The sequence below is a fragment of the Paenibacillus paridis genome (genome assembly GCF_006345825.1).
Classification (GTDB): domain Bacteria; phylum Bacillota; class Bacilli; order Paenibacillales; family Paenibacillaceae; genus Pristimantibacillus; species Pristimantibacillus paridis.
Map to the genome: position 1 here is coordinate 1 of NZ_VCIX01000009.1, position 23,472 is coordinate 23,472.

The 23,472-nt window shown below is 50.2% G+C and carries 21 protein-coding genes; 18 read left to right on the forward strand and 3 right to left on the reverse strand.

Features of this window, described 5'->3' with window-relative positions:
* Positions 1-46: 46 nt before the first annotated feature.
* The 10 genes from FJQ58_RS00115 to pruA all read left to right on the forward strand — a co-directional run bounded on the left by FJQ58_RS00115 (position 47) and on the right by pruA (position 10,880).
* Positions 47-2,713 carry an immunoglobulin-like domain-containing protein gene (locus tag FJQ58_RS00115; RefSeq protein ID WP_476641257.1) on the forward strand — a complete coding sequence of 889 codons (2,667 nt, stop codon included), beginning with the start codon at positions 47-49 and terminating at the stop codon, positions 2,711-2,713.
* 235 nt (positions 2,714-2,948) lie between these two features.
* Positions 2,949-3,086: a hypothetical protein gene (locus FJQ58_RS32150; protein WP_162341207.1), complete on the forward strand. Its 138-nt coding sequence runs from the start codon at positions 2,949-2,951 to the stop codon at positions 3,084-3,086.
* Positions 3,087-3,150: 64 nt separating this feature from the next.
* The gene (locus FJQ58_RS00120; RefSeq protein WP_139990452.1) at positions 3,151-3,432 is read left to right on the forward strand and encodes a hypothetical protein; all 282 of its coding nucleotides are present in this window, start codon (positions 3,151-3,153) and stop codon (positions 3,430-3,432) included.
* A 172-nt stretch (positions 3,433-3,604) separates the two neighbouring features.
* A complete protein-coding gene (locus tag FJQ58_RS00125; RefSeq protein ID WP_139990453.1) occupies positions 3,605-4,537 on the forward strand; it encodes a manganese-dependent inorganic pyrophosphatase in 933 nt (310 codons plus the stop codon).
* Between the two features lie 50 nt (positions 4,538-4,587).
* Positions 4,588-4,881, forward strand: a complete 294-nt coding sequence (locus tag FJQ58_RS00130) for a DUF6509 family protein (protein ID WP_139990454.1) — start codon at positions 4,588-4,590, stop codon at positions 4,879-4,881.
* Between the two features lie 180 nt (positions 4,882-5,061).
* A complete protein-coding gene (locus tag FJQ58_RS00135) occupies positions 5,062-5,949 on the forward strand; it encodes a DUF2167 domain-containing protein (protein ID WP_162341209.1) in 888 nt (295 codons plus the stop codon).
* Positions 5,950-5,984: 35 nt separating this feature from the next.
* Positions 5,985-6,938, forward strand: a complete 954-nt coding sequence (locus FJQ58_RS00140; protein WP_162341211.1) for a phosphotransferase family protein — start codon at positions 5,985-5,987, stop codon at positions 6,936-6,938.
* 217 nt (positions 6,939-7,155) lie between these two features.
* Entirely contained in the window at positions 7,156-8,367 is a 1,212-nt protein-coding gene (locus FJQ58_RS00145; RefSeq protein WP_139990457.1) for an ornithine--oxo-acid transaminase, read from the forward strand.
* Positions 8,368-8,372: 5 nt separating this feature from the next.
* Positions 8,373-9,278, forward strand: a complete 906-nt coding sequence (rocF, locus tag FJQ58_RS00150; protein ID WP_139990458.1) for an arginase — start codon at positions 8,373-8,375, stop codon at positions 9,276-9,278.
* 54 nt (positions 9,279-9,332) lie between these two features.
* On the forward strand, positions 9,333-10,880 hold the full coding sequence (gene pruA / locus FJQ58_RS00155) for an L-glutamate gamma-semialdehyde dehydrogenase (protein WP_139990459.1): 1,548 nt from the start codon (positions 9,333-9,335) through the stop codon (positions 10,878-10,880).
* A gap of 3 nt (positions 10,881-10,883) precedes the next feature.
* Here pruA and FJQ58_RS00160 read toward each other — a convergent pair whose 3' ends face one another.
* The gene (locus tag FJQ58_RS00160) at positions 10,884-12,236 is read right to left on the reverse strand and encodes an aminotransferase-like domain-containing protein (protein ID WP_139990460.1); all 1,353 of its coding nucleotides are present in this window, start codon (positions 12,234-12,236) and stop codon (positions 10,884-10,886) included.
* A gap of 113 nt (positions 12,237-12,349) precedes the next feature.
* Here FJQ58_RS00160 and FJQ58_RS00165 point away from each other — a divergent pair, with 113 nt between their 5' ends.
* Positions 12,350-13,288, forward strand: coding sequence for a DMT family transporter (locus FJQ58_RS00165; RefSeq protein WP_139990461.1), 939 nt, complete (start codon positions 12,350-12,352; stop codon positions 13,286-13,288).
* Between the two features lie 172 nt (positions 13,289-13,460).
* The gene (locus FJQ58_RS00170) at positions 13,461-14,945 is read left to right on the forward strand and encodes an amidase family protein (RefSeq protein WP_139990462.1); all 1,485 of its coding nucleotides are present in this window, start codon (positions 13,461-13,463) and stop codon (positions 14,943-14,945) included.
* 119 nt (positions 14,946-15,064) lie between these two features.
* Here the strand turns inward: FJQ58_RS00170 and FJQ58_RS00175 are convergent, their stop codons facing one another.
* Complete coding sequence (locus FJQ58_RS00175) at positions 15,065-15,709, reverse strand: metal-dependent hydrolase (RefSeq protein WP_139990463.1); 645 nt, start codon at positions 15,707-15,709, stop codon at positions 15,065-15,067.
* A 48-nt stretch (positions 15,710-15,757) separates the two neighbouring features.
* Entirely contained in the window at positions 15,758-15,919 is a 162-nt protein-coding gene (locus FJQ58_RS32155; RefSeq protein ID WP_161601488.1) for a hypothetical protein, read from the reverse strand.
* A 327-nt stretch (positions 15,920-16,246) separates the two neighbouring features.
* Here FJQ58_RS32155 and FJQ58_RS00180 point away from each other — a divergent pair, with 327 nt between their 5' ends.
* The 6 genes from FJQ58_RS00180 to FJQ58_RS00205 all read left to right on the forward strand — a co-directional run bounded on the left by FJQ58_RS00180 (position 16,247) and on the right by FJQ58_RS00205 (position 23,279).
* Positions 16,247-16,612 carry an ArsR/SmtB family transcription factor gene (locus FJQ58_RS00180; protein WP_139990464.1) on the forward strand — a complete coding sequence of 122 codons (366 nt, stop codon included), beginning with the start codon at positions 16,247-16,249 and terminating at the stop codon, positions 16,610-16,612.
* A gap of 200 nt (positions 16,613-16,812) precedes the next feature.
* A complete protein-coding gene (locus FJQ58_RS00185) occupies positions 16,813-17,832 on the forward strand; it encodes a LacI family DNA-binding transcriptional regulator (protein WP_139990465.1) in 1,020 nt (339 codons plus the stop codon).
* Positions 17,833-17,863: 31 nt separating this feature from the next.
* Complete coding sequence (locus tag FJQ58_RS00190) at positions 17,864-18,424, forward strand: glycerol-3-phosphate responsive antiterminator (RefSeq protein WP_139990466.1); 561 nt, start codon at positions 17,864-17,866, stop codon at positions 18,422-18,424.
* A 29-nt stretch (positions 18,425-18,453) separates the two neighbouring features.
* Complete coding sequence (gene glpK / locus FJQ58_RS00195) at positions 18,454-19,944, forward strand: glycerol kinase GlpK (protein ID WP_139990467.1); 1,491 nt, start codon at positions 18,454-18,456, stop codon at positions 19,942-19,944.
* Positions 19,945-20,170: 226 nt separating this feature from the next.
* Positions 20,171-21,853, forward strand: coding sequence for a glycerol-3-phosphate dehydrogenase/oxidase (locus tag FJQ58_RS00200; protein WP_139990468.1), 1,683 nt, complete (start codon positions 20,171-20,173; stop codon positions 21,851-21,853).
* Positions 21,854-22,265: 412 nt separating this feature from the next.
* Positions 22,266-23,279: a cation diffusion facilitator family transporter gene (locus tag FJQ58_RS00205; protein ID WP_139990469.1), complete on the forward strand. Its 1,014-nt coding sequence runs from the start codon at positions 22,266-22,268 to the stop codon at positions 23,277-23,279.
* The last annotated feature ends 193 nt before the right edge of the window (positions 23,280-23,472 follow it).

The window sequence follows — 23,472 nt, forward strand, 5'->3', positions numbered from 1 at the left end:
GACGAAGGACCTGACGCTACCTGCAACGGGAGCAAACGGCACGACGATCACGTGGTCTTCGAATGATTCCACTGTTGTAGATGAGGACGGTAAAGTGACGCGTCCATCCTACACAGCGGGAGACAAAGAAGTAACGCTCACCGCAACGATTACAAAAGGCGGTGTCACCGAAACAAAGACGTTCACGGTACAGGTAAAAGCAAACCCGCAAACCAACGCAGAAGCTGTAGCTGACGACAAGGCTGTGTTGGAAGTAAGCTTTGGAAGTGGCGACAGTGCAACGAACGTGACGAAGGACCTGACACTGCCTGCAACGGGAGCAAACGGCACGACGATCACGTGGTCTTCGAATGATTCCACTGTTGTAGATGAGGACGGTAAGGTAACGCGTCCATCCTACACAGCAGGAGACAAAGAAGTAACGCTCACCGCAACGATTACAAAGGGTGGTGTCACCGAAACAAAAACGTTCACGGTACAGGTAAAAGCGAACCCGCAAACCAACGCGGAGGCTGTAGCCGAAGATAAGGCTGCTTTGGAAGTAACCTTCGAAAGTGGCGATAGTGCAACGAACGTGACGAAGGACCTGACACTGCCTGCAACGGGAGCAAACGGCACGACGATCACGTGGTCTTCGAATGATTCCACTGTTGTAGATGAGGACGGTAAGGTAACGCGTCCATCCTACACAGCAGGAGACAAAGAAGTAACGCTCACCGCAACGATTACAAAGGGTGGTGTCACCGAAACAAAAACGTTCACGGTACAGGTAAAAGCGAACCCGCAAACCAACGCGGAGGCTGTAGCCGATGATAAGGCTGCGTTGGAAGTAAGTTTTGGAAGTGGCGACAGTGCAACGAACGTGACGAAGGACCTGACGCTGCCTGCGACGGGAGCAAGCGGCACGACGATTACGTGGTCTTCCAATGATTCGACTGTCATCGCTACTGACGGTAAAGTGACGCGCCCATCCTACACAGCGGGAGACAAAGAAGTAACGCTCACCGCAACGATTACAAAGGGCGGTGTCACCGAAACAAAAACGTTCACGGTACAGGTAAAAGCGAACCCGCAAACCAACGCGGAGGCTGTAGCCGAAGATAAGGCTGCTTTGGAAGTAACCTTCAAAAGTGGCGACAGTGCAACGAACGTGACGAAGGACCTGACGCTGCCTGCGACGGGAGCAAGCGGCACGACGATCAGTTGGTCTTCTAGCGATACGACTGTTGTAGATGAAGACGGTAAGGTGACGCGCCCATCCTACACAGCGGGAGACAAAGAAGTAACGCTCACCGCAACGATTACAAAAGGCGGTGTCACCGAAACAAAGACGTTCAGAATCACGGTGAAAGCACAAACGGCACCTACCAATGGTGGCGGTAATACTGGNATCACGGTGAAAGCACAAACGGCACCTACCAATGGTGGCGGTAATACTGGATTAACGCCAAGTCAAAACGGAGATACGGTTATCGTATTGGTGAACGGCAAACAGGAAAGCGCGGGAACGGCTATAACCGGCAAGCGCAACGATCAAACCGTTCTCACGATTACCATTGACCAGAAGAAACTAGTGGACAAGCTGGCTGTCGAAGGCCAGGGCGCCGTCATTACGATTCCAATCAACACGAAGTCTGATGTAGTCGTTGGCGAACTGAACGGCCAAATGGTCAAAAACATGGAAAATCAAAAGGCCATTTTTGAAATCAAAACGGATCATGCGACTTACAAGCTTCCTGCGCAGCAGATGAATATTAACGCAATATCCGAACAAATCGGAAAGTCAGTGGCCCTGCAGAACATCAAGGTACAAGTTGAAATCGCCGCGCCAACAAACGACTCTGTGAAAGTGGTGGAGAATGCGGCAGCGAAAGGGACGTTTACGCTTGTCGTTCCGTCGGTTGAATTTACTGTTAGAGCTACGTATGGTGAAAAGACAATCGACGTATCGAAATTCGATGTGTATGTCGTGCGGACGATCGCTATTCCAGACGGTGTCGACCCGAAAAAGATTACGACAGGCGTAGTGATTGATTCCGATGGTACGGTACGCCATGTACCGACTAAAATCGTATTGATCGATGGCAAATATTATGCCGTTATCAACAGTCTAACCAACAGTATGTATGCTGTCGTATGGCATCCTGTTGAATTTAATGATGTTACTGGCCATTGGGCGCAAATTGCGGTGAATGACATGGGATCGCGAATGATTATCGAAGGAACGGGAGGCGGCCAGTTCAATCCGAATCGACACATCACCCGCGCCGAGTTTACGGCGATTATCGTTCGGGCAATGGGGCTGAAGCTGGAGAACGGTTCAATGTCCTTCTCGGACGTGAAGACAACTGCCTGGTATAGCAGCGCAATCCAGACAGCGTATGCCTACGGTCTGATCGGCGGGGATAACGACGGGACATTCCGCCCGAACGACAAGATCACGCGTGAACAAGCGATGGTGATTCTCTCCAATGCGATGAAGATTTCCGGACTGAAAAACAAGCTGTCTGCTCAATCGGGAGACGCAATACTTCGGTTGTTTACAGATGCGTCAGAAGTATCCGCATGGGCGCAAAGCAGCGTCTCGGATAACATTCAGGCCGGCATTGTATCGGGAAAAAGCGCGACTCAGCTTGCACCGAAGGATTACATGACCAGGGCTGAGGTTGCAACCATTATTCAAAGATTTTTGCAGAAATCAGGCCTGATATAACCTAATCCAGCTTGTGCGGTTTTTGCCCGATGTGGTGCAAAAACCGCTTTTTTTTCTGCGACAGCATAATTATCTAACAATTGTCAGCATTCCGGTGTCCTTTACAAGTTTTTAAACATCACCGTACTTGCAAAGAGATTGCCGACGCGTTAAATGAACGCGGTGTCATGACCAGCGAACGCTAGGCTTAGAACTAATATCCATGGACGGCGTCCAACCCGAGAAGGGGAACGAGATGCTATATGTTATTCGCGAGGTATTCAGCGGCGCGATTCTAGCGGCTCAAAACATGAAGAGTGGAGTAGCAGACGAACTGCGTACGCTGATCGATCCCACTATCGAAAGGGGGATATCCCCTCGTAGGTTATTGTAAGCGACGGACAGGTTTCCATCTGGCAGGCTTTCGAGTCCCTCTTGCCATGCGCGGCTTGCGGGATATGGAACGAAAAATCGAGCAGTCTGAGCAAAAGACAATGGAGGCTTCACAGGCAAACGCAGATGCCTCTCCTAACAGTTCAAGCGCCAATGTGGAAACAAAGGTAATCGCAGAAGTGCAGGTAGCGAAGGGCTATATGTCCGCTGTCCGCGCGTTGCTACTAGAAGATGGCGAACCACGACTTCATCTACCGGAAATGTTATTCTACAAACGTGCCCAAGCCATACAGGCTGATTTGGATTCCACCGTTACTTGCCGATTTCAGGCTGCGAAAGTTGAGTAAATATAACTTAAACCTATAATGGTTTTAATTAGCAAAGACGGCAGGCGGCATCGAGGTAGCCTTTCGAGACGGCGACAGCCCTGTTCGCTTGGTGTATAATCAACCAAGGGACCTAGGCTGCTGAGTCAAGTTCAAGCCTTGCCAACAAATAACCTTTAAGGAGTACTCTAAAATGACTAAAACGCTTATTTTCGGGCACAAAAACCCGGATACCGACACAATTACATCAGCGATTGCTTACGCTGAGCTGAAAACAAAGCTGGGTGCTGACGTTGAGGCAATTCGCCTTGGTGACGTAAACGGTGAAACGCAATATGCGCTTGATTATTTCGGTATTGCTGCGCCTCGTTTGATTGAGAATGTTGCAGACGAGACGGATACGGTTATTTTGGTAGACCATAACGAACGTCAACAAAGCGCAAACGATATCGATAGAGTACGTGTTCTCGAGGTTATCGACCACCACCGTATTGCTAATTTTGAGACAAGCCACCCGGTATACTTCCGCGCTGAGCCAGTAGGCTGCACAGCGACGATTTTGAATAAATTGTATAAAGAGAACGGCGTAGAAATCCGTAAGGAAATTGCTGGTCTGATGCTGTCCGCGATCATTTCGGATTCCTTGCTGTTCAAATCGCCAACCTGCACAGAACAAGACGTTGCAGCAGCTCGCGAGCTTGCTGAAATTGCTGGCGTAAATGCGGAAAGCTATGGTCTTGACATGCTTAAAGCAGGCGCAGACCTAAGCGACAAAACCATTGCTCAGTTGATTTCCCTTGATGCGAAAGAATTCGCAATGGGCAGCTATAAAGTAGAAATCGCACAAGTGAACGCGGTGGATACAAACGACGTGCTCTCCCGTCAGGCTGAGCTTGAAGCAGCTCTAACGGATATTATTGCGACGAAAGGCCTTGACCTGTTCGTGCTTGTGGTTACGGATATTTTGAACAATGATTCCGTAGCTCTTGCGCTTGGCGCTCAAGCTCATGCGGTAGAGAAAGCCTACAACGTGACTTTGTCCGACAATAAAGCCGTATTGAAGGGCGTTGTTTCCCGCAAATCGCAAATCGTTCCTGTGCTTACGGAAACACTTAGCAGCCTGTAAAATAGCATACTATGGTAGATTTGTCGCACGATGAATAAGGAGTGGACCCGATGTTTGCAATCAAGGAGTTCAGTAGTGAACTGGTTAAAGACCCGTTTGGCATTTTATCCGGCAAGCGATATGAAATGGTGCTTGATCTGGAAATCCCCGAGGACGACGAGCTTGATCACGAAGAGGGCATTTCCCTGCGGGTCATTTATGTCATCGAGGAGAGCGGGCCGCGCATTGCCAAATACGAGTTTCTAACGATGACCACGAACACTTATCTTGATTTTGAGCTTGAGGAAGATGAGGAAAAGATGGTGCTCGAATTTTGTGCGGAGCATTATCAACAAACAGAATAACGTGGGATCAAAATGAGGCGCAAATGATTGCGCCTTATTTTTTTCTGCATTTTTTTCCATAAAACTCCTTCTTTTTCTTCAAAATTATGCTAATATACTCACATATCACTTGAAAATTTGTCATTTTCGACAAGAAATGATGAGAATCAGGGAAATTGAAAAGCTAGCAGGAGGATTATGATGAAGATGTTCAAAATGATGGTGGGGTTGCTGGCGGCTATGCTGCTAATGACAACAACGGCGTTTGCTACCGAAGCTTCGCCGGAGGTGAATTGGATTGAAGGCGGCAAAGCGGTACAGGTGGAAGATATGGCTATGCTTACGCTCGATCAATCGCTGCTTTATTTAAACAAGGCGGATACAAAAACGATTCAGGAATACATAGGCAATCATTGGTACGGAACGGAGCTCGGAAGCGTATTTCCGGCAGATGAAAGCGAAAACTGGTTTGTTCTGTTCGAATATGAAGAAGTGGGCCATATCTCCGATAAGGAAAAGGACAAAATTGACGGGGACAAGCTGCTCAAAAGCTATAAAGAAGGAACGGAGGAGTCGAACAAGGAGGTTGCGGAAGAAGACCGTTTGTATGTAACGGGATGGCATACGGAGCCTTATTACAATGAAACGGACCGTACGCTCATTTGGGCGCTCGAAGCCAAAGACAGCGAAGGCTATCCTGTCATTAATTACAACGTAAGAACCTTGACTCGCCAAGGTTACATCTCTACGCTATTAGTAACGGATCCGGAACGGTTGGATCAAGATGTCCAAACGCTTAACACGCTTATTTTGCCTAACTTAACCGTTAAGGGCGGGCAGCTTTATACTGATTTTAATAAAGAAACGGATAAAGTGTCCGAGTATGGCTTGACGGGCTTGATTTTAGGCGGCGCGGGCTTGCTTGTTGCGAAGAAAGCAGGATTGCTAGTTGCGGGAGCTTTGCTTCTCAAAAAATTCTGGTTTGTTCTTTTGGCTATTCCAGCTGCTATCTGGTCTTGGTTTAAACGCCGCAGGGAAGCGGCAAAAGGCGGCAGTTACGAGGGGAATCATCAGGATACGCCTCAATAACCACGGAAGGAAGTTGACCTCTGATGGAGAGTGCAATGAAACGCAAGTTGACCGGGGACGAATTAAATGCAATTGCAAGGCAAGCCTTCAATCAAGAAACGACGGCGGTTACTGAGCTTACGGATGGATGGGCCAATGCGGCCTATCTGGTTCAGCTTGAGGATGGCCGCTCGGTCATCATTAAGGCGGCTCCGCCTGCAGGAACGAAGCTGATGAGTTATGAGCAGGGGCTGATGAAGGCGGAGGTCGAGGTACTGAAGCTTGTGAAGCAGGCAGGCACTGTGCCGGTTCCAGCTGTATATGCCCATGACGTATCGGAATCTCTTGTGAACTGCGAGTATTTTATCATGGAGAAGCTCGAGGGTGAGCCTTACAATAAAGTAAAGGGCAGCCTGAGCGAGCAGGAGCGGAATCAGATCGATTACCAGCTAGGCGTTTATAACCGTCATCTGAATGAAATTCGTGGAGAGCGTTTTGGCCTTTACGCGGCTGAAGAAGAAGGTAGCGCTTCATGGAGAGAGAGCTTTCATCGCTTGCTGCTCGGCATTCTTGCTGATGGCGAAAGCGAAGGTGCCCAACTCCCGGCAGCATACGATACGGTCAGATCCGAGGTCGCGCTTCGGTTAGGGGTATTGGATGAGGTTACAGACCCGCGGCTGCTGCACTGGGATTTATGGGATGGCAATGTGTTCATCAAGGATGGAGCGGTTGAGGGAATCATTGATTTCGAGCGCGCGCTATGGGGCGATCCGCTGATGGAGCATTATTTTAGCCACTTCAATGGTTCTCCTTCTTATCTGGAAGGGTATGGGATGGGTGAGCTGACGCCGCAGCAGCGGGGGAGAAGGGCGCTCTATGATTTGTATCTTGATCTTATCCTGCAGATTGAATGTTCTTTCCGCCAGTATGAGGATCTTAATCATCTGAAATGGGCAGCTGAGAATATGGAGCAGGGCTGGAAACGTTTTTTGGAAGTCAGCTTTGACTAGCTCCGTCTAGGATGATGAAAAAGGAAATAATAGCAGTTATCGTTAGCAGCGGCGCCATGGATATGGCGGCCGCTGCTTTTTTTTTGAATCTGGCTACAACCGCACTCCTAAAGAATGATCTGCTCGCGAAGCGACCCTTTTGTTATGAGTCGGCAACGTTTCGCATAACATTCAAAAACAGCTATTTTTTGCAAAACTATGCAGAGAGGAGCAGGAGATGAACAGGGCACAGAAGGATATTGAGCTGACGGAGCACTATGGCGCCCATAATTATCATCCCCTGCCGATTGTCATTAACCGCGCAGAGGGCGTGTGGGTGCAGGATTCGGAGGGCAGGCGCTACATGGATATGCTTAGCGCTTATTCGGCTTTGAACCAAGGGCATCGCCATCCGCGCATTATGGAGGCATTGATTGAGCAGGCAGGCAAGGTTACGCTCACTTCGCGAGCATTTCATAACGAGCTGCTAGGCTTGTTCTGTGAGAAGCTGGCTAACTACACAGGCAAAGAGCGGATTCTACCTATGAATACGGGAGCGGAAGCGGTCGAGACGGCTATTAAAGCGGTAAGGCGCTGGGCTTACCGCGTTAAAGGCATCTTGGAGGGTCAAGCGGAAATTATCGTTTTTGAAGGCAATTTTCACGGGCGGACGCTAACGATTACCTCCTTCTCCTCAACAGAGGCGTACCGTCAAGGCTTTGGCCCGTTCACGCCTGGCTTTCGCATCATACCTTATGGGGATTTGTCCGCATTAAAAGCAGCAATTCAGCCAAATACCGCTGCTGTCCTACTCGAACCGATCCAAGGCGAGTCAGGTATTCGAATTCCGGCGGATGGCTTTCTTGCTGGTGCCGCTCAGCTATGCAGAGAAGAGAAGGTGCTCCTTGTGGCGGATGAAATTCAAACCGGCTTCGGCCGCACGGGCCGCAGGTTCGCTTGCGATTGGGAGGGGGTTACCCCTGACATTTATATTATGGGCAAGGCGCTTGGTGGCGGAGTTCTGCCGGTGTCGGCAATCGCTGCTGACGGCGTGGTCATGGATGTTTTTGACCCAGGCTCACATGGTTCAACCTTCGGAGGCAATCCGCTCAGCTGTGCGGTTGCCATTGCTGCGATTGAGGTTGTCGAGGAGGAGCAGCTCGCAGCACGCTCGCTTCGGCTGGGCAGTTACATGATGGAGAAGCTGGCCGGGCTCGCGCATCCGGATATTTTAGAAATTCGGGGACGCGGCTTGTTCATTGCGATTGAGCTAACGGTACCTGCAAGAGCTTATTGCGAGCAATTGATGCAGCAGGGACTGCTCTGCAAAGAAACCCATGATTATGTCATTCGGCTGGCTCCACCGCTAGTCATTACGGAGAGTGAGATAGATTGGGCTTATGAACGAATAGCGGCTGTCTTCGCGACTAACGCCATGGCAGGGGAGTGACAGCGATGAGCCAGCAGCAACAGGTAGCGATTGTGGCCGTCCCTTTCGGAAAAGGGGCAGGCACTGCCGGGGCGGAGCTTGGCCCGGCTCATATTTTGAATGCCGCAGGCCTTATAGAAAAGCTGGCTGAGATGAAAGTTGGCTGCCGCTTGGCGGGGGAGGTGTCCTTGCCCGCGGTACCCTTGCCAACCCATGCAGGAAATGCCAAGCATTTGTCCGAGGTGCATGAGGTTGCGAGCCAGCTTGCGGAGCGCGTCTCGGATATTGTGGCGGCGGGGGATTTTCCACTCGTGCTTGGCGGAGACCATAGCATTTCGATCGGAACGGTTGCGGGGCTTGCTGGACACTATGAAAATCTTGGAGTTATTTGGTTCGACGCGCATTCGGATTTGAATACGGAGGACACGAGCCCCTCAGGCAATATTCATGGCATGTCACTGGGCATTAGCCTCGGAAGAGGCATTCCGCTGCTGACGGGCCTGAGAGGCATCCTGCCCAAAATAAAACCGGAACATGTTGTCATCATAGGGGCAAGGTCGCTGGATACATGCGAAAAGGAGTTCATCCGCAAACTCGGCATTACTTGCTATACGATGCATGATATCGATCGGCTGGGCATCGCTAAGGTGATGGAGAAGGTAATTCAGCGGTTGGCGCAAACCACGGATGGGGTACATGTCAGTTTCGATATCGACAGCCTCGATCCGATCGAAGCCCCAGGTACAGGAACGCCGGTCAAAGGTGGCTTAAGCTACCGTGAAGCGCATCTTGCGCTTGAGCTTCTATACCAGTCGGGATTAGTTACGTCGGCAGAATGGGTTGAGGTTAATCCGAGCCTCGACCATCATGATCAGACGGCCAAGCTTGCCGTGGAGCTCATCGGTACTCTGCTTGGCGACCAGATATTGTAACGATGGCTGCGGCAGCCGCTATAAGTGATTCGAATGGACAGGAGGAATGCGCCCATGCGGGAGCCATTTCAGAATGAGGCTTTTACCGATTTCTCAATCACAGACCATATCGTTGCGTTTCAGGAGGCGCTGCGCAAGGTAGAATCGGAGCTTGGACAGGAATACATGCTAAAGATCGGCCCAGATTGGGTAGAGACGATACAAAAACGCAAATCAATCAATCCATCGGATGTAAAGCAGCTGGTTGGCATCGTATCGCAAGCGGATACCGGGCTTGCGCATAAGGCGATTTTGGCGGGAGCGGCTGCCTTTGAGGATTGGAAGAAAACAGAGCCTCTGGCTAGAGCGAGGATGCTGTATAAGGCGTCAGCCTTGCTGCGGCGGCGCAAGCATGAGTTCTCCGCCTGGCTCGTATACGAAGCAGGCAAAAGCTGGTCCGAAGCCGATGCCGATACGGCGGAGGCGATCGATTTTCTTGAATATTACGGCCGCGAGATGGAGCGGCTGTCAGAGCGTCAGCCTCTCATTACGCTGGCTGGCGAGGATAATGAGCTTGTGTACATTCCGCTTGGGGTCGGTATTATTATACCGCCATGGAATTTTCCGCTAGCGATACTCGCCGGGATGACCATGGCCGCAGTCGTCGCGGGCAATACGGTCGTTGTGAAGCCTGCGAGCGCAACGGCAGTCATTGCAGCCAAGTTTGTCGAGCTGCTGGAGGATGCGGGCCTGCCGGACGGCGTGGTTAATTTTCTTCCGGGTGCAGGCAGCGAAGTAGGCGATTTTCTAGTAGAGCATCCGCTGACCCGCTTTGTTTGTTTTACAGGCTCTAGAGAGATCGGGCTTCGGATTAATGAGAAGGCCTCACAGATCCAACAGGACCAAAAATGGATTAAGCGCGTCGTTGCCGAGATGGGCGGCAAGGATACGATCATTGTGGATGAGGATGCGGATCTAGAGCTTGCCGCCGATGCGATAACGGCTTCCGCCTTCGGCTATTCGGGGCAGAAATGCTCGGCATGCTCAAGGGCAGTCGTACATGAACTGGTTTATGATGAGGTTATCGAGAAGGTAGTGGCACGTACGAAGCTGTTAAAGCTGGGCAAGGCCAGCGAGCAGGGGAATCATATAGGCCCGGTCATTGACGAGAGGGCGTATATGAGCATCTTAAAATATATTGAGGTGGGCCGAAGCGAAGGCGTTATTGTGCATGGCGGGAAAATTGGGGACAGCAGCGGTTATTTCATCGAACCAACGATTATTAAGGATGTAGCGCCCAATGCGCGTATCGCACAGGAGGAAATATTCGGTCCCGTATTGGCCTTTATCAAAGCAGATAATTTCGATGCGGCGCTTGATATCGCCAATAATACCGAATATGGCTTGACGGGAGCGGTCATCTCGCGGAACCGCAGCCGCTTAGAGCAGGCCCGTGAGCAGTTTCATGTGGGCAATCTGTACTTTAACCGCAAATGTACGGGCGCATTGGTGGGGGTACATCCCTTCGGCGGCTTTAATATGTCGGGTACTGATTCCAAAGCGGGCGGACGAGATTATTTGCTGCTCTTTACGCAGGCCAAGGTGGTAACCGAAAGGTTTTAAGCTTTAAACGCGGACGGATTGGGCAAGAATGACGCCCATCCGTTCGATTCCCCGCTCGATCTCCGTTTCATCGACATTGGTAGCATTCAGCTTCAATAGGTTCTCCTTCGGAAACGCCGACAAATAATCACGTTCTATCGATTGGACAAGAATGGATTCCTCCTTAAGCCTTTGGATGAGCCGCGGCATTGAAACCGTACGGTCAAGCGTGACATGCGTATGTATAATGGGCTGCTTTGGCCGTGTATACACCATTAAACCTCTGCTGCGTAATGCCTCATTTGCAAGCGCGTTATCTAGGCATGCTGCTCTGGCGCTGTAGCGGCTGCGTATTTTGGAGCGGTGACGGTCAAACATGCCGCTTCGCAAATAAATTTCGAGCGCGGCCTGAGACAGCATGGAGCTGTCGATATCACTTTGTTTTTTGTACAAGCGGAAGGACGGGGTGAGCAAATCGGGTATGACGGCAATGCCGATCCGCAGCCCGGGAAAAATAATTTTGGAATAGCTTTTTAAATAAATGACATGGGACGAGTCATCGTATGCGAAGACAGGATCAGCTTTGCTGTCCTGCTCAAAGTCCGCCAGATAATCGTCTTCTACGATATAAACGTCATACTTGTCAGCCAGCTTAGCCAGCTTCTGTTTGTCTTTCTTGGTGTAAGAGCTGCCAAGCGGGTTATGAAACCGGGGTATGGTATAGAAAAATTTGATATCCTCCGTCCGAAACAGCTCCTCCAATCGATCAAAATCGATGCCAGCGGAGGTTCGTTTGATGCCAATGGCCGGAATCCCCCTCGTCTCTAGGCATTCAATGAACAGATGATAGCTTGGCTGCTCAATTAGTATCTTTTCCTTGCCGTTTGGGAAAGGCATAGAAGCGAGCAGCGACAGTGCCTGCTGAATCCCGGATACGACAAACAGGTTCCGTTCGCTCGCAAATACTTGGTAGCCTGCCAGCTGCTTGCAGACGATATCGATCAGGGAATCCATTCCTTTGGCGGTGCCGTAAACGAACAGATCCTTCTGGTATGTGTCGATCGCTTTGTTCATGCAATGCTGGAAGTCCAAATAGGGAAACAAGGCAGGATCTGGGGCAGCCGCGGCAAAATCGAGGATACCGACAGGCTTCAAGTCGACAGCATCCGCACGTTTGACGACATAGTAGCCGCTTTTTGGCATCGCATAAATAAGGTGCCGTTTCTCAAGCTCGTCCAACGCTTTGATGATGCTGCTCTTGCTGCAGCCATACTGCGCGGCAAGCGTACGAATGGAAGGAAGCTTCTGGCCATCCTTATAGGGCTGCACCGCTATCAATTGTTCGAGTTCGTTCATTAGCTTCAAATAGACATACATGGGGCAGCCTCCTTTGGTTATCTGTATCGGTACAGATGCCTTTTTTGAACATTGTAGCATGCGGAGCGGGAAGATACGATAGAGCTATAATCGTATGGCCAGGAGGCGCATGTATGAAAACCGTTAATCTTGATTCAAAAGGAAAGCGTTTGGCCTATTCAGCCATCGTCATTTATTCCATTATCGTAGGTCTTTCCTTCTTGTTCGGCAAATTGGCTTTATCCGTAGCAAGCCCGCTAGACAGTCTCGCTCATCGCTTTACGATATCCTTTGCTGCGGCAACGATACCCGTGCTCTTCGGCTGGGTCAAGCTCAAGCTAACCCTCAAAGATTTGCTGGCGGTCCTCCCGCTCGCCGTCTTTTATCCGTCAATGTTTTTTGCTTTCCAAGCGTATGGACTGCAATTTACGAGCTCCGCGGAAGCGGGCATCATCCATGCGACAGTGCCGATCTTCACGATGATTGCAGCAGCTTATTTCTTAAAGGAGCGGACGACCAAACTGCAAAAGCTCTCAACGCTGCTGTCCGTTGCCGGCGTCATCTTCATCTTTGCCATGAAAGGAAGCTCGATTGATCTGGCGAATGTCAAAGGTACGCTGCTCATTCTTTTGTCCGCGCTCTCCTTAGCAGGCTATAGCGTAATGGCAAGAAGGCTTTCTTCGCGCATGAAGGTCATGACGATGACTTATGTGATGACGGCAATCGGCTTTCTTGCATTTAACCTGATGGCCGTGGGCAGTCATTTGGCTGATGGGACGCTTGGCCATTATTTTGCACCTATAACTCATCCGGTATTTTTGATTTCTATTTTGTATCTAGGCGTATTATCCTCACTCGTATCCAGTCTGCTCAGCAACTACGCTCTGTCAAAGCTGGAGGCGTCTAAAGTTAGCGTGTTTAATCATCTGGCTACGCTCGTTTCGATTATTGGCGGCTTTATCTTCTTGAATGAGCAGCTGGCTTATTATCATTTTGTAGGTGCGGCAGTCATCATTGTGGGCGTATTAGGCGCTAACGCAGCGGGAAGAAAAGGGCGGCGTGCCGCCTCTTAAGCTGCGTCAGAAATAGGGCATGGGTGGCTAAAGTGAACAAGCCAAGATTGGTTATAGCTGTTTTTTACGAAGACATCTTCCATCAATTGGGATATGCTCATGGGAGAAACATCATTTGCAGGATGCAGATACATGCACTTGGAGTCAATGGACAAGGGAGACGTGCGGCGGCATGGCAATCGATTTGGATAAGTGGATTATAGAAGCGGATATTAGGAGCATGCAGTCTGCTATGGAAGCGGGCGTGCTAAGCTCTGAACAGTTGACTAAAACGTATATCGAACGGATTCGGGCTTATGATAGGGAGCTTCGTTCCGTCTTGGAAATTAACCCGGATGCACTCGCAATCGCAAAGGCATTGGATATAGAGCGTTTGGAGCGTGGAAGCAGAGGACGAATGCACGGCATTCCTATTTTGCTAAAGGACAATATCGATACCCACGATAAGATGCATACCAGTGCGGGCTCCGTGGCGCTAGCGGAATCCGTGGCATCCCGTGACTCGTTTGTAGCAGCTCAATTACGCAAAGCTGGGGCTGTATTGCTTGGCAAAGCAAATATGACGGAATGGGCTAACTTTATGTCTGGCTCGATGTGGGCAGGGTACAGCTCTAGAGGCGGGCAAGTGCTTAATCCTTATGGGCCCGGAGAGCTGTTTATCGGAGGCTCCAGCTCAGGTTCTGCCGCGGCAACAGCGGCAAATTTGGCGGCTGCCGCCATAGGAACGGAAACCTCAGGTTCGATTATAGGCCCGGTTTGCCAGACCTCATTGGTAGGCATTAAACCAACGATTGGGCTAGTCAGCCGTACCGGCATTATTCCGATTACGAATAGCCAGGATACCGCAGGTCCTATGGCGCGTTCGGTATCGGATGCGGCTATTCTGCTTGGTGCGTTAACGGGCGCGGATGAACATGATCCGGTTACAGTGTCAAGCACGCAGCATGCCTATCAGGATTACACGCCATTTTTGGATGCTGAATTTATTAAGCAGGCACGGATTGGCGTTCCGCGTTTTTATTATGGGCATTTGGATGCGGATCGGCTTGCGGTGATCGAAGCGGCCATAACCATGTTGAAGGATGCTGGTGCGTCAATCATTGATCCGGTGGAGCTTGCGTGTGAGCAGACGAAGTGGGACGGGGATGTGATGCGCTATGAGTTTAAAAAATACTTGAATGACTATCTGGGTGCATTAGATGAAGCCGTGCCCGTCCATTCCCTTGCTGAGCTAATCGCCTATAATGAAGCCCACGCGGAAGTTGCTTTGAAGTATGGGCAGGGGACGCTGCTTTGGGCAGAGGAAACAAGCGGTATGCTGACCGAGCAGGAGTATTTGGACAGCAAAGCGAGAAACCAAGAGCTGGCGGGCAGGTTAGGCATTGATCTTGCCATAGAGCAGCATGGTTTGGATGCTTTATTGTTTTTTGGCTGCGATGAAGGCGACGATCTTGCAGCGAGAGCAGGGTATCCGGTTATTACCGTACCGGGCGGCTTTGCAGACAATGGAATCATTGCGCCGGGCGGCTACTCGACCAAGGGACCGCAGGGAATCACATTCATCGGACCCGCCTTCAGTGAGCCGACCCTGATCAAAATCGCGTACGGCTTCGAGCAGGCGACGAGACACCGCGCTGCTCCCAAAGCTTTCTCCTAATTGGCTTGGCAAGGTAATGTCCACATAAGACTAAATAGAGCTATCAAATAAAAAGGCGCAGGCAGCACAAGGGGATAACCTACCTGGCCGCTCTGGCGCCTGTTTTCATTAGATTCGGTTTACAGCCGAATTTTAAAAGATTTTTTCGTTAGCGGATAGAGCCATTTCACGCCGCTAGGCGTGAGGGTATCGGCAATGAGATGGGAGAGGTAACCGAGCATGGAAACGATCGCTACGCCCTCGACTTGAAGCTGGTTCTCGAGCCCCCAGCCGATGGCTCCCCAGATCGGTACGGCCCAGATCGTATGAGTCATGCCGCGATGCTTAAGCCACGGTACCCATGCGGCAAACAGGCCAAAGCCAATGAGCCAGTTCATTTGGTAATAATAACCTGCATACATGACAATGCAGCCAACCGCGCTAGCGAGCACGTTGCGGATGACGCCCTGCTTGGCGACAAGTCCGAGAAGAAAGACGGCAGCGGCAACACCTATATATAAAGGGGAAGGCGACCGATCGGTAAAAAAATAATAACAAATGATACCGGCGAGCAATATGCCTGACCAAAGGGTGAATTCGCGGATCAGCTTGGATATTTTGCTTAGTTTACTGCTTAGCATGCTCGGGCCATCGAGATCGGCGCTCAGCGCGGAGAAACCGGATACCGCGATATACAACGCGGCATTCTCTAAGGAAAAGGGGTAATATACAGAGGCCGCTGCCCCTACGGCAGCTCCAATGGCGAGATGGGTCTTTCCTGTCATAGTTCCTCCTGTGACTGACGATGCGTAAATGTGAATTATGGCAGTCGATTATAGTTGTTCACGATTGACCTGCTCGTTGCGGATCATTTGTTCAAGCTTCTCTACTAGCTGGTCGTGGGACGGGTCTTTTTTTCCAAAGCTGAACAATCTCTTCCGATTTTGCTTTTTGAGCAATTGGAGCAGATAAAGCTTTTCTTTCAATGTAAGCATGTGTGTATGGAACCTCCAATCTAAGTGCCATGCCGGGCGATGGTATTTCTTGAAAAATAGTTAGTGGCGAAACGAAGGATTAACGTAATCTCCGGCCAGAGCGGCAACTGTTTTTTATCATTATAATGGAAAGACAAGAGGCTAGGAAGGCGAACACGTAAAAATACTTTGGATGCCGGAGAGCTGCAAGGGAGGAGAAGCCGGCTAACGAATCTGTCCGCGTCATGCGTCTGCTGCAAAGCCGTATCCTTCAATGGCTGCTATGAGCAGCGCTATGAATTACATGGTATAATAGGCTTTAGGACATATAGGGCTGGTGGGATACTGATGGAAAATCAAATGGCCGCAGCATGCGATGATTCTTGCGCAGGCTCGGAGGTCAATATAGAGAATGTGCGCAGTAAATTGATTCCGGAGACTACCGCTCTCCAACTGGCAGATTTGTTTAAGGCACTCGGCGATCCGACGCGGGTGAAGATGATCCATGCGCTCGTTCAATCGGAGCTTTGCGTTCACGATCTGACGCAGGTGCTCGGAATGGGCCAATCGGCCGTTTCCCACCAGCTGCGGCTGCTTCGGAACATGCGAATCGTTAAGCGCAGAAAGGTTGGCAAGACCGTCTATTATTCACTTGACGACGATCACGTAGAGCAAATTTTTTTACTGACGCTTCAGCATTTGAAGCATGAATAACAAATGGCTTAGGCTGCTCAGCAGGGAGATGATCCCTCGGGCGGCCTTTTTTGTATAGGTGACAGGAACGTTATAAAATCCGCTTGATTTTTAGTAAAAATAATATATAATTTTACTTATCTTGCGGAAATCGCTTACATGATAGCGTATGCTTTTGAGCTTTAGGTTGATGACAAGCGCATTCAGAAGGGAACGGTACAATGGCCACCATTAAGGATATTGCGCAGAAAGCCAAGGTATCGATTGCAACCGTATCACGGGTGCTGAATTATGATCCGGGCATTTCAGTCGCTGATGAAACACGCAAACGAATTTTTGAGGTTGCTCAGGAGCTTAACTACAAAACGCTGCGCCAGCGCAATGGAACTGTCGTCAAAGAACGCTACAAGGTTGGGCTGGTGAACTGGTATTCGGATCAGGAGGAAATGCTCGATCCTTATTATTTGGCGATTCGTTTAGGCATAGAACGTGAATGCTTTCAGCGGCAAATCGAGCTGGTCAAGTTTTTCGTACATGGAAATACAGGGAACAAAGGGTTGCCCTGCGAGTCTCTGGATGGCATCATCGCCATCGGCCGCTTCGAGAAAGAGGACTTGGATTGCTTTCCCGAAGGCTTTGAAAACATTGTTTTCGTCGATTCGACGCCGGATGACAACCGTTTTGACTCCGTTGTGATCGATTTGCGAAAGTCTGTGTTCGAGGTGCTTGATTATCTAGTAGGGCTTGGCCATGCAGCCATTGGTTATATAGGTGGGCATAATAAAGTGAATGACAAACGAGTAAGAGACGAGCGCGAGCTGGTCTTTATGGAGTGGCTTTCCAAACGGGGCCTGTTTCATGCCGAATATGTTTTTACGGGCGATCATTTATATTCGGAGGATGGCTACATGCTTATGAAGAAGGCGATTAGTGCTCCACATCGTCCGACTGCTTTTTTTATCGAAAATGATTCCATGGCGGTTGGGGCGCTTCGCGCACTTCATGAAGCTAATCTCCGCGTACCGCAAGAGGTATCGATTGTCGGCTTTAACGATATTGCCATTTCTGAATTTCTACAGCCGCCGCTGACGACGGTTAAAGTGCATATGGAGCATATGGGCGAGACTGCGGTGGAGCTGCTTGCTGATCGGATGGCACATAAACGTGAAATTTCGAAAAAAATCGTGCTGCCGACCCGTTTGCAATTGCGTGCCAGCAGTGCGATGCCTTCGAATGGATAAAGCTTCGACAAAACTCACGGAGGTGGCCGGCATGGCGTCGCTATTGAACGGTCAGAGCGTTCTGCCAGCAGTGCATAAGCTTAAGGATGTGGAAGCTGTACTAGCTTCTCCTTATTCCTATATGGTGCTGCTTGGCGGGCATTTGGGGCAATTAAAAAATATTGTGGATTTGGTAGGCCAGCATGGCAAAAAGGTACTGCTGCATGCTGATCTCATCGACGGCCTGAAAAACGACGAATACGCAGCTGAATTTCTGTGCCAGACGATTCGGCCTGCCGGAATCATCTCGACTCGTTCAAGCGTGATCGGGCGGACGAAGCAGAACGGACTGATTGCCATCCAAAGGCTGTTTCTGATCGATTCGGATGCGCTGGAGCGAAGCTATTCGGTACTGGATAAGATCCGTCCAGATTTTATTGAAGTGCTGCCAGGGGTCATTCCGGATATTATAAGCGAGGTTAAGCAGCGCAGCGGCATTCCCATCATCGCAGGGGGGCTGATTCGGACTTCGGAGCATGTGAAGCAGGCTCTGGAAGCGGGCGCCTCGGCCATCACGACATCAAGGAAGGATCTATGGAAGACCGGGAACTAGAGCCGGCTTCATAGCAAGGAGGAGACAAATTGGAAACGTATATTTTATCTCTTGATCAAGGCACGACAAGCACGCGCGCGCTGCTCGTCGACCGGAGTGGGACGATTGTGGATATGGCAAGGGAGGATCTGCCGCTCCAATACCCGCACGCAGGGTGGGTGGAGGCGGATGCCCTATTTATATGGGAATCAACGAAAAAGGTGATGGCTGAGCTGTTGGCTAAAACGGGCATTGCCGCCGAACAAATTGCAGGCATCGGCATTACGAACCAACGTGAGACCACGGTGGTATGGGACAAGGCGACAGGCCAGCCGCTTTATCCAGCGATTATATGGCAATCCCGCCAAACGGCAGGAATCAGCGACGGGCTGAAGCAAGCGGGTTACGAGCAGGTCTTTCACGAGAAGACGGGTCTGCTCATTGATGCCTATTTTTCCGGCACGAAGGTGAACTGGCTGCTGGAGCATGTGGAGGGCGCGCGGGCGCGGGCGGAAAATGGTGAGCTGCTGTTTGGTACGATCGATACTTGGCTGATCTGGAACCTGACTGGCGGAGCCGTGCATGTGACGGATGTGACGAATGCTTCCCGAACCTTGATGTTCAACATCCATGAGCGGGCTTGGGATGATGAGCTGCTGCACATTCTGAATATCCCTAAAGCGATGCTGCCGGAGGTTCGTTCCTCTTCGGAGGTATACGGTCATTTGGAGGAGAAGCTGCTAGGGCGCAGCATACCGGTGGCTGGCGCTGCGGGCGATCAGCAAGCGGCCTTGTTCGGACAGAATGCTTACGAAGAAGGCTGCACCAAAAATACGTACGGGACCGGCTGCTTCATGCTAATGAATACGGGAACCAAGGCGATTGTATCTGAGAAAGGGCTGCTTACCACGATTGCATGGGAAGTCGGCGGCAAGCTGGAGTATGCGCTTGAGGGCAGCGTATTTGTAGCAGGCGCGGCCATCCAATGGCTTCGCGACGGGTTGGAGCTTATTGCTTCTGCCGCTGAATCGGAAGCGCTCGCGGAGCAGGTAGAAGGCACGGAAGGCGTATATGTGGTTCCCGCTTTTGTTGGACTGGGAACCCCCTATTGGAACAGCGATGTGAGAGGTGCGGTGTTTGGGCTGACCAGAGGCACCTCGAAGGCTCATTTTGTAAGGGCGGTGCTGGAATCGCTGGCCTACCAGACCAAGGATGTGCTCTCTGTGATGGAGGAAGAATCAGGTCTGCCGCTTCAATCGCTTTCTGTGGATGGAGGGGCTGTGGCAAACAACCTGCTTATGCAGTTCCAAAGCGATCTGCTGGGCGTTCCGGTTGAGCGGCCGGTGGTTAACGAATCAACGGCGCTCGGAGCTGCTTATTTGGCAGGGCTTGCAGTCGGATTTTGGCAAAATCGTGAGGAGCTTGCTAATCTTCGGAAGGTGGATAAGGTGTTCACGCCTATGATGGAAGATGAGCAGCGCGACTCCCTATACAGCGGCTGGCACCGCGCAGTCAAAGCAGCCATGGCTTTTGCGCAATGATTATGGTATACTAAATCCAAGTTAATAACGGTTGGAGATCAGGAGAAACCACAAGAACCGCTTCCAAGCCCTTTATAGGGATAGGGAAGCGGTTTGCGTGGTTTCTCTTTTTTTATATTTTTACCATTTTTTTACTTGTCTTGTATTGGGCTTCTTTTTTCAGGCGTGAGTAGCCAGCAGCATCTGGCAGAATACTAAATAAATAGAGGATCGGGAGGGCATCATGATGACTAACAATCAAACAAAAGAAATTTTTGCAGCAAAAAATAGGGAGCAGGTGCTGCAGGAAATGCAGCGTTCGCCTTTGGATGTATTGGTAATCGGCGGTGGCATTACGGGAGCGGGCATAGCGCTGGATGCAGCTGCAAGGGGAATGAAGGTAGCGCTTGTGGAAATGCAGGATTTTGCTGCGGGTACCTCGAGTCGTTCAACGAAGCTAGTGCATGGAGGACTTCGTTACTTGAAGCAGTTTGAAATTGGTGTCGTGGCAGAGGTGGGCAAAGAACGTGCGATCGTATATGAGAACGGGCCGCATGTGACAACACCGGAATGGATGCTGCTGCCGCTGTATAAGGGCGGTACCTTCGGCAAGTTTTCGACGTCGATTGGCTTGCGCGTGTATGACTTTCTGGCGGGAGTTAAGCGTAAGGAGCGGCGGGAAATGTTGAGTGTGGCCGACACTCTCTCCAAGGAGCCGCTGCTGAAACGCGATGGCCTCAAGGGCGGCGGTTATTACGTGGAATACCGGACAGACGACGCGCGCCTGACCATTGAAGTGATGAAGAAAGCAGTAGAGACGGGTGCCCTATCGGTTAACTATGCGAAGGTAGAGACGCTGCGCTATGGACAGGACGGAAAAATAACAGGCGCATTGGTGAAGGATACGATTAGCGATAAGGAATATGAGATTGCTGCGGCGAAAATCATTAACGCAACGGGTCCTTGGGTCGATGACATTCGCCAGATGGACGGATCGAAGAAGGGGAAAACGCTGCGTCTGACCAAGGGCGTGCATATTGTTTTCGACAAGAGCAGATTTCCGCTTCGGCAAGCGGTGTATTTTGACACACCGGACGGACGGATGGTATTCGCGATTCCTCGCGCAGGCAAAACCTATTTCGGAACAACCGATACCAACTATAAAGGCAATACGGTTAATCCGGTCATGACGCTGGAGGATCGCACGTATTTGCTGCAGGCGGTTAATTTTATGTTTCCGGATCTGAAGCTGGTGGAAGAAGACGTAGAATCGAGCTGGGCAGGACTTCGTCCGCTTATTCAACAAGAAGGCAAATCACCTTCAGAAATTTCGCGCCGCGATGAAATCTTTGTATCGGACTCCGGCTTGATCTCGATTGCAGGGGGCAAGCTTACCGGCTATCGCAAAATGGCCGAGACCGTTGTTGACAAAGTAGTGGAGCTCGTCGGAGCGGAAGGCGGCAAGAGCTATGCGGCCAGCCAAACCAAGCGGATACCAATGTCCGGCGGGGAGCTGGGCGGTTCTGCTGGTTTTGAGGCCTTTGTGCAAAGAAAAACGAAGGAAGGCGCTCATTTTGGCTTCGGTAAGGAAGAAGCGGCGTTTCTGGCGCAGCGCTACGGTTCCAATGTGGATGCATTGTTCGCGCTTGCGAAGAGTGCTTCCGAGCTGGCAGCGGCCTTTAAGCTGCCGCTCGTGCTCGCCACGCAGCTCCGTTACTCCCTTGAAGCGGAAATGACCGTAAAGCCGACCGATTTTTTCATACGGCGTACGGGTGATTTATTTTTCCGCATTGGTTATGTACAGCAATGGAAAGAGCTCGTGATCGCGGCCATGGCGGAGCTTCTTCACTGGACGCCAGAGCAGCGCGAGGCGTATACTGTGGAGCTAGAAGAGAAGCTGGTAGAGGCGGTCGAGCCTTTGCAGGCTTAATGATTGCGTAGAGGATACTTGAGAAAATAAGCAAGTTAGCCTTGGAAAATAAAAAGTTAGTTTAAGAAAATAAACAAGCTAGCAAAGAGGAGACGCAGCCATGCGTCTCTTCTTTGTTATGGTTTGCTCGAAAAATCAGGTATTCCAACCAAGATGGGGTTGCAGGATAGGAAAGTTTTTCATATAATATACATATGAGCATGTATTCATATGTTATTTGGATAAGGCTAAAGAGATGACCGATAGTATGGTCGCGAAGCTAGAAAAACGAAATAACTGAATAGTAGGGTGATGAAGCTTGAATAAGCAAAATGATTAGCGAAGTAACTGATTAGAGTAATAAAACTGATGAAATGATTGGATATGATGCAAACTAATCATACTGGTTTGCAATGAAGCGGGGGAATGAAAGATGAGCAGCAATAGGGAACGTGAGGATAACCAAGGGCACAACCATGAGCATAACCATGAGCATACTAAAGGACACAAGAAGGGACACGACCATGGGCATAGTCATGGACATAGTCATAGTCATGGTCACCATGGGCATTCGCATGCACCTAATAATAAAGCGGGACTGCTGATCGCACTTATCATTACGGCAAGCATTATGGTTTTGGAGTTTGTAGGTGGCCTTGTTACGAACTCCTTGGCGCTGCTGTCTGATTCCGGTCATATGCTGAGCGATACCGCCGCCTTGGCGCTTAGCTTGGTGGCGATGTGGTTTGCGGTTCGTCCGAAGTCATCGAGCCGCACCTTTGGTTTCCACCGTTTTGAAATATTAGCCGCCTTGCTCAATGGCGTTACATTATTCGTAATCGCGGCATTTATTGTTGCGGAAGCAATCAAACGATTCGCAGAGCCGCCAACGGTGGCAAGCGGGTCCATGATGATTATCGCGGGAATTGGATTGCTAGCCAATCTTGCCAGTGCATGGTTTCTAATGCGGAAAGCCGATATTAAGGACAATTTAAACGTACGCAGTGCATATCTTCATGTTCTAGGTGACGCAATCGGCTCGGTAGGCGCGATTGTAGCCGGTATTTTAATGTCATTATTTTCTTGGTATATTGCCGATCCGATTATAAGCGTCATCGTTGCACTGCTGATTTTGAAGAGCGCATGGGGAATCATACAATCGACGGTTCATATTTTGATGGAAGGAACGCCTGCGCATGTGGATGCCGAGCAAGTTAAGCAGACGCTGCTTCGCATATCCGGCGTTAAGGACGTCCATGACTTGCATATTTGGACAATTACGTCGGGGCTCGACTCCTTGAGCTGCCATCTGACCGTAGAGGAGAGCGTTGATTGCCAAAACGTCCTTCAGGAAGCTATTCAGCAAATCGCAGAAGATTTTCATATTGAGCATACAACGATTCAAATCGAGAAATCAGAACTAAAGCATCCGGTTCTAAAGGTGTAGTTTTCTAAGTCAATCAAAGAATCTGGTTACACCTGCAACCCTAAAGAAAGATCTATTCGCGCAGCGACCAAAACGAGAAAATTTAGTTCAACTTATATAGTTTGGGGGTCAAGTCCAAATTTGTGTGTAAAATCTCATCTAGCTTATCGGAATGGATATCAACGGTTGTTTCGCCATTCATGGTAGGCAGCCA

What these genes read in the sequence shown, in the direction of transcription:
- FJQ58_RS00125 (WP_139990453.1), top strand. Translation starts at nt 3,605, where the DNA reads ATGACTAAAACGCTTATTTTCGGGCACAAAAACCCGGATACCGACACA.
- FJQ58_RS00190 (WP_139990466.1), top strand. Translation starts at nt 17,864, where the DNA reads ATGGCGTCGCTATTGAACGGTCAGAGCGTTCTGCCAGCAGTGCATAAG.
- FJQ58_RS00185 (WP_139990465.1), top strand. Translation starts at nt 16,813, where the DNA reads ATGGCCACCATTAAGGATATTGCGCAGAAAGCCAAGGTATCGATTGCA.
- FJQ58_RS00145 (WP_139990457.1), top strand. Translation starts at nt 7,156, where the DNA reads ATGAACAGGGCACAGAAGGATATTGAGCTGACGGAGCACTATGGCGCC.
- FJQ58_RS00140 (WP_162341211.1), top strand. Translation starts at nt 5,985, where the DNA reads ATGAAACGCAAGTTGACCGGGGACGAATTAAATGCAATTGCAAGGCAA.
- FJQ58_RS00205 (WP_139990469.1), top strand. Translation starts at nt 22,266, where the DNA reads ATGAGCAGCAATAGGGAACGTGAGGATAACCAAGGGCACAACCATGAG.
- FJQ58_RS00180 (WP_139990464.1), top strand. Translation starts at nt 16,247, where the DNA reads ATGGAAAATCAAATGGCCGCAGCATGCGATGATTCTTGCGCAGGCTCG.
- FJQ58_RS00160 (WP_139990460.1), bottom strand. Translation starts at nt 12,236, where the DNA reads ATGTATGTCTATTTGAAGCTAATGAACGAACTCGAACAATTGATAGCG.
- FJQ58_RS00165 (WP_139990461.1), top strand. Translation starts at nt 12,350, where the DNA reads ATGAAAACCGTTAATCTTGATTCAAAAGGAAAGCGTTTGGCCTATTCA.
- pruA (WP_139990459.1), top strand. Translation starts at nt 9,333, where the DNA reads ATGCGGGAGCCATTTCAGAATGAGGCTTTTACCGATTTCTCAATCACA.
- FJQ58_RS32150 (WP_162341207.1), top strand. Translation starts at nt 2,949, where the DNA reads ATGCTATATGTTATTCGCGAGGTATTCAGCGGCGCGATTCTAGCGGCT.
- FJQ58_RS00130 (WP_139990454.1), top strand. Translation starts at nt 4,588, where the DNA reads ATGTTTGCAATCAAGGAGTTCAGTAGTGAACTGGTTAAAGACCCGTTT.
- rocF (WP_139990458.1), top strand. Translation starts at nt 8,373, where the DNA reads ATGAGCCAGCAGCAACAGGTAGCGATTGTGGCCGTCCCTTTCGGAAAA.
- FJQ58_RS00175 (WP_139990463.1), bottom strand. Translation starts at nt 15,709, where the DNA reads ATGACAGGAAAGACCCATCTCGCCATTGGAGCTGCCGTAGGGGCAGCG.
- FJQ58_RS00120 (WP_139990452.1), top strand. Translation starts at nt 3,151, where the DNA reads ATGGAACGAAAAATCGAGCAGTCTGAGCAAAAGACAATGGAGGCTTCA.
- FJQ58_RS00135 (WP_162341209.1), top strand. Translation starts at nt 5,062, where the DNA reads ATGAAGATGTTCAAAATGATGGTGGGGTTGCTGGCGGCTATGCTGCTA.
- FJQ58_RS00200 (WP_139990468.1), top strand. Translation starts at nt 20,171, where the DNA reads ATGACTAACAATCAAACAAAAGAAATTTTTGCAGCAAAAAATAGGGAG.
- FJQ58_RS32155 (WP_161601488.1), bottom strand. Translation starts at nt 15,919, where the DNA reads ATGCTTACATTGAAAGAAAAGCTTTATCTGCTCCAATTGCTCAAAAAG.
- FJQ58_RS00170 (WP_139990462.1), top strand. Translation starts at nt 13,461, where the DNA reads ATGGCAATCGATTTGGATAAGTGGATTATAGAAGCGGATATTAGGAGC.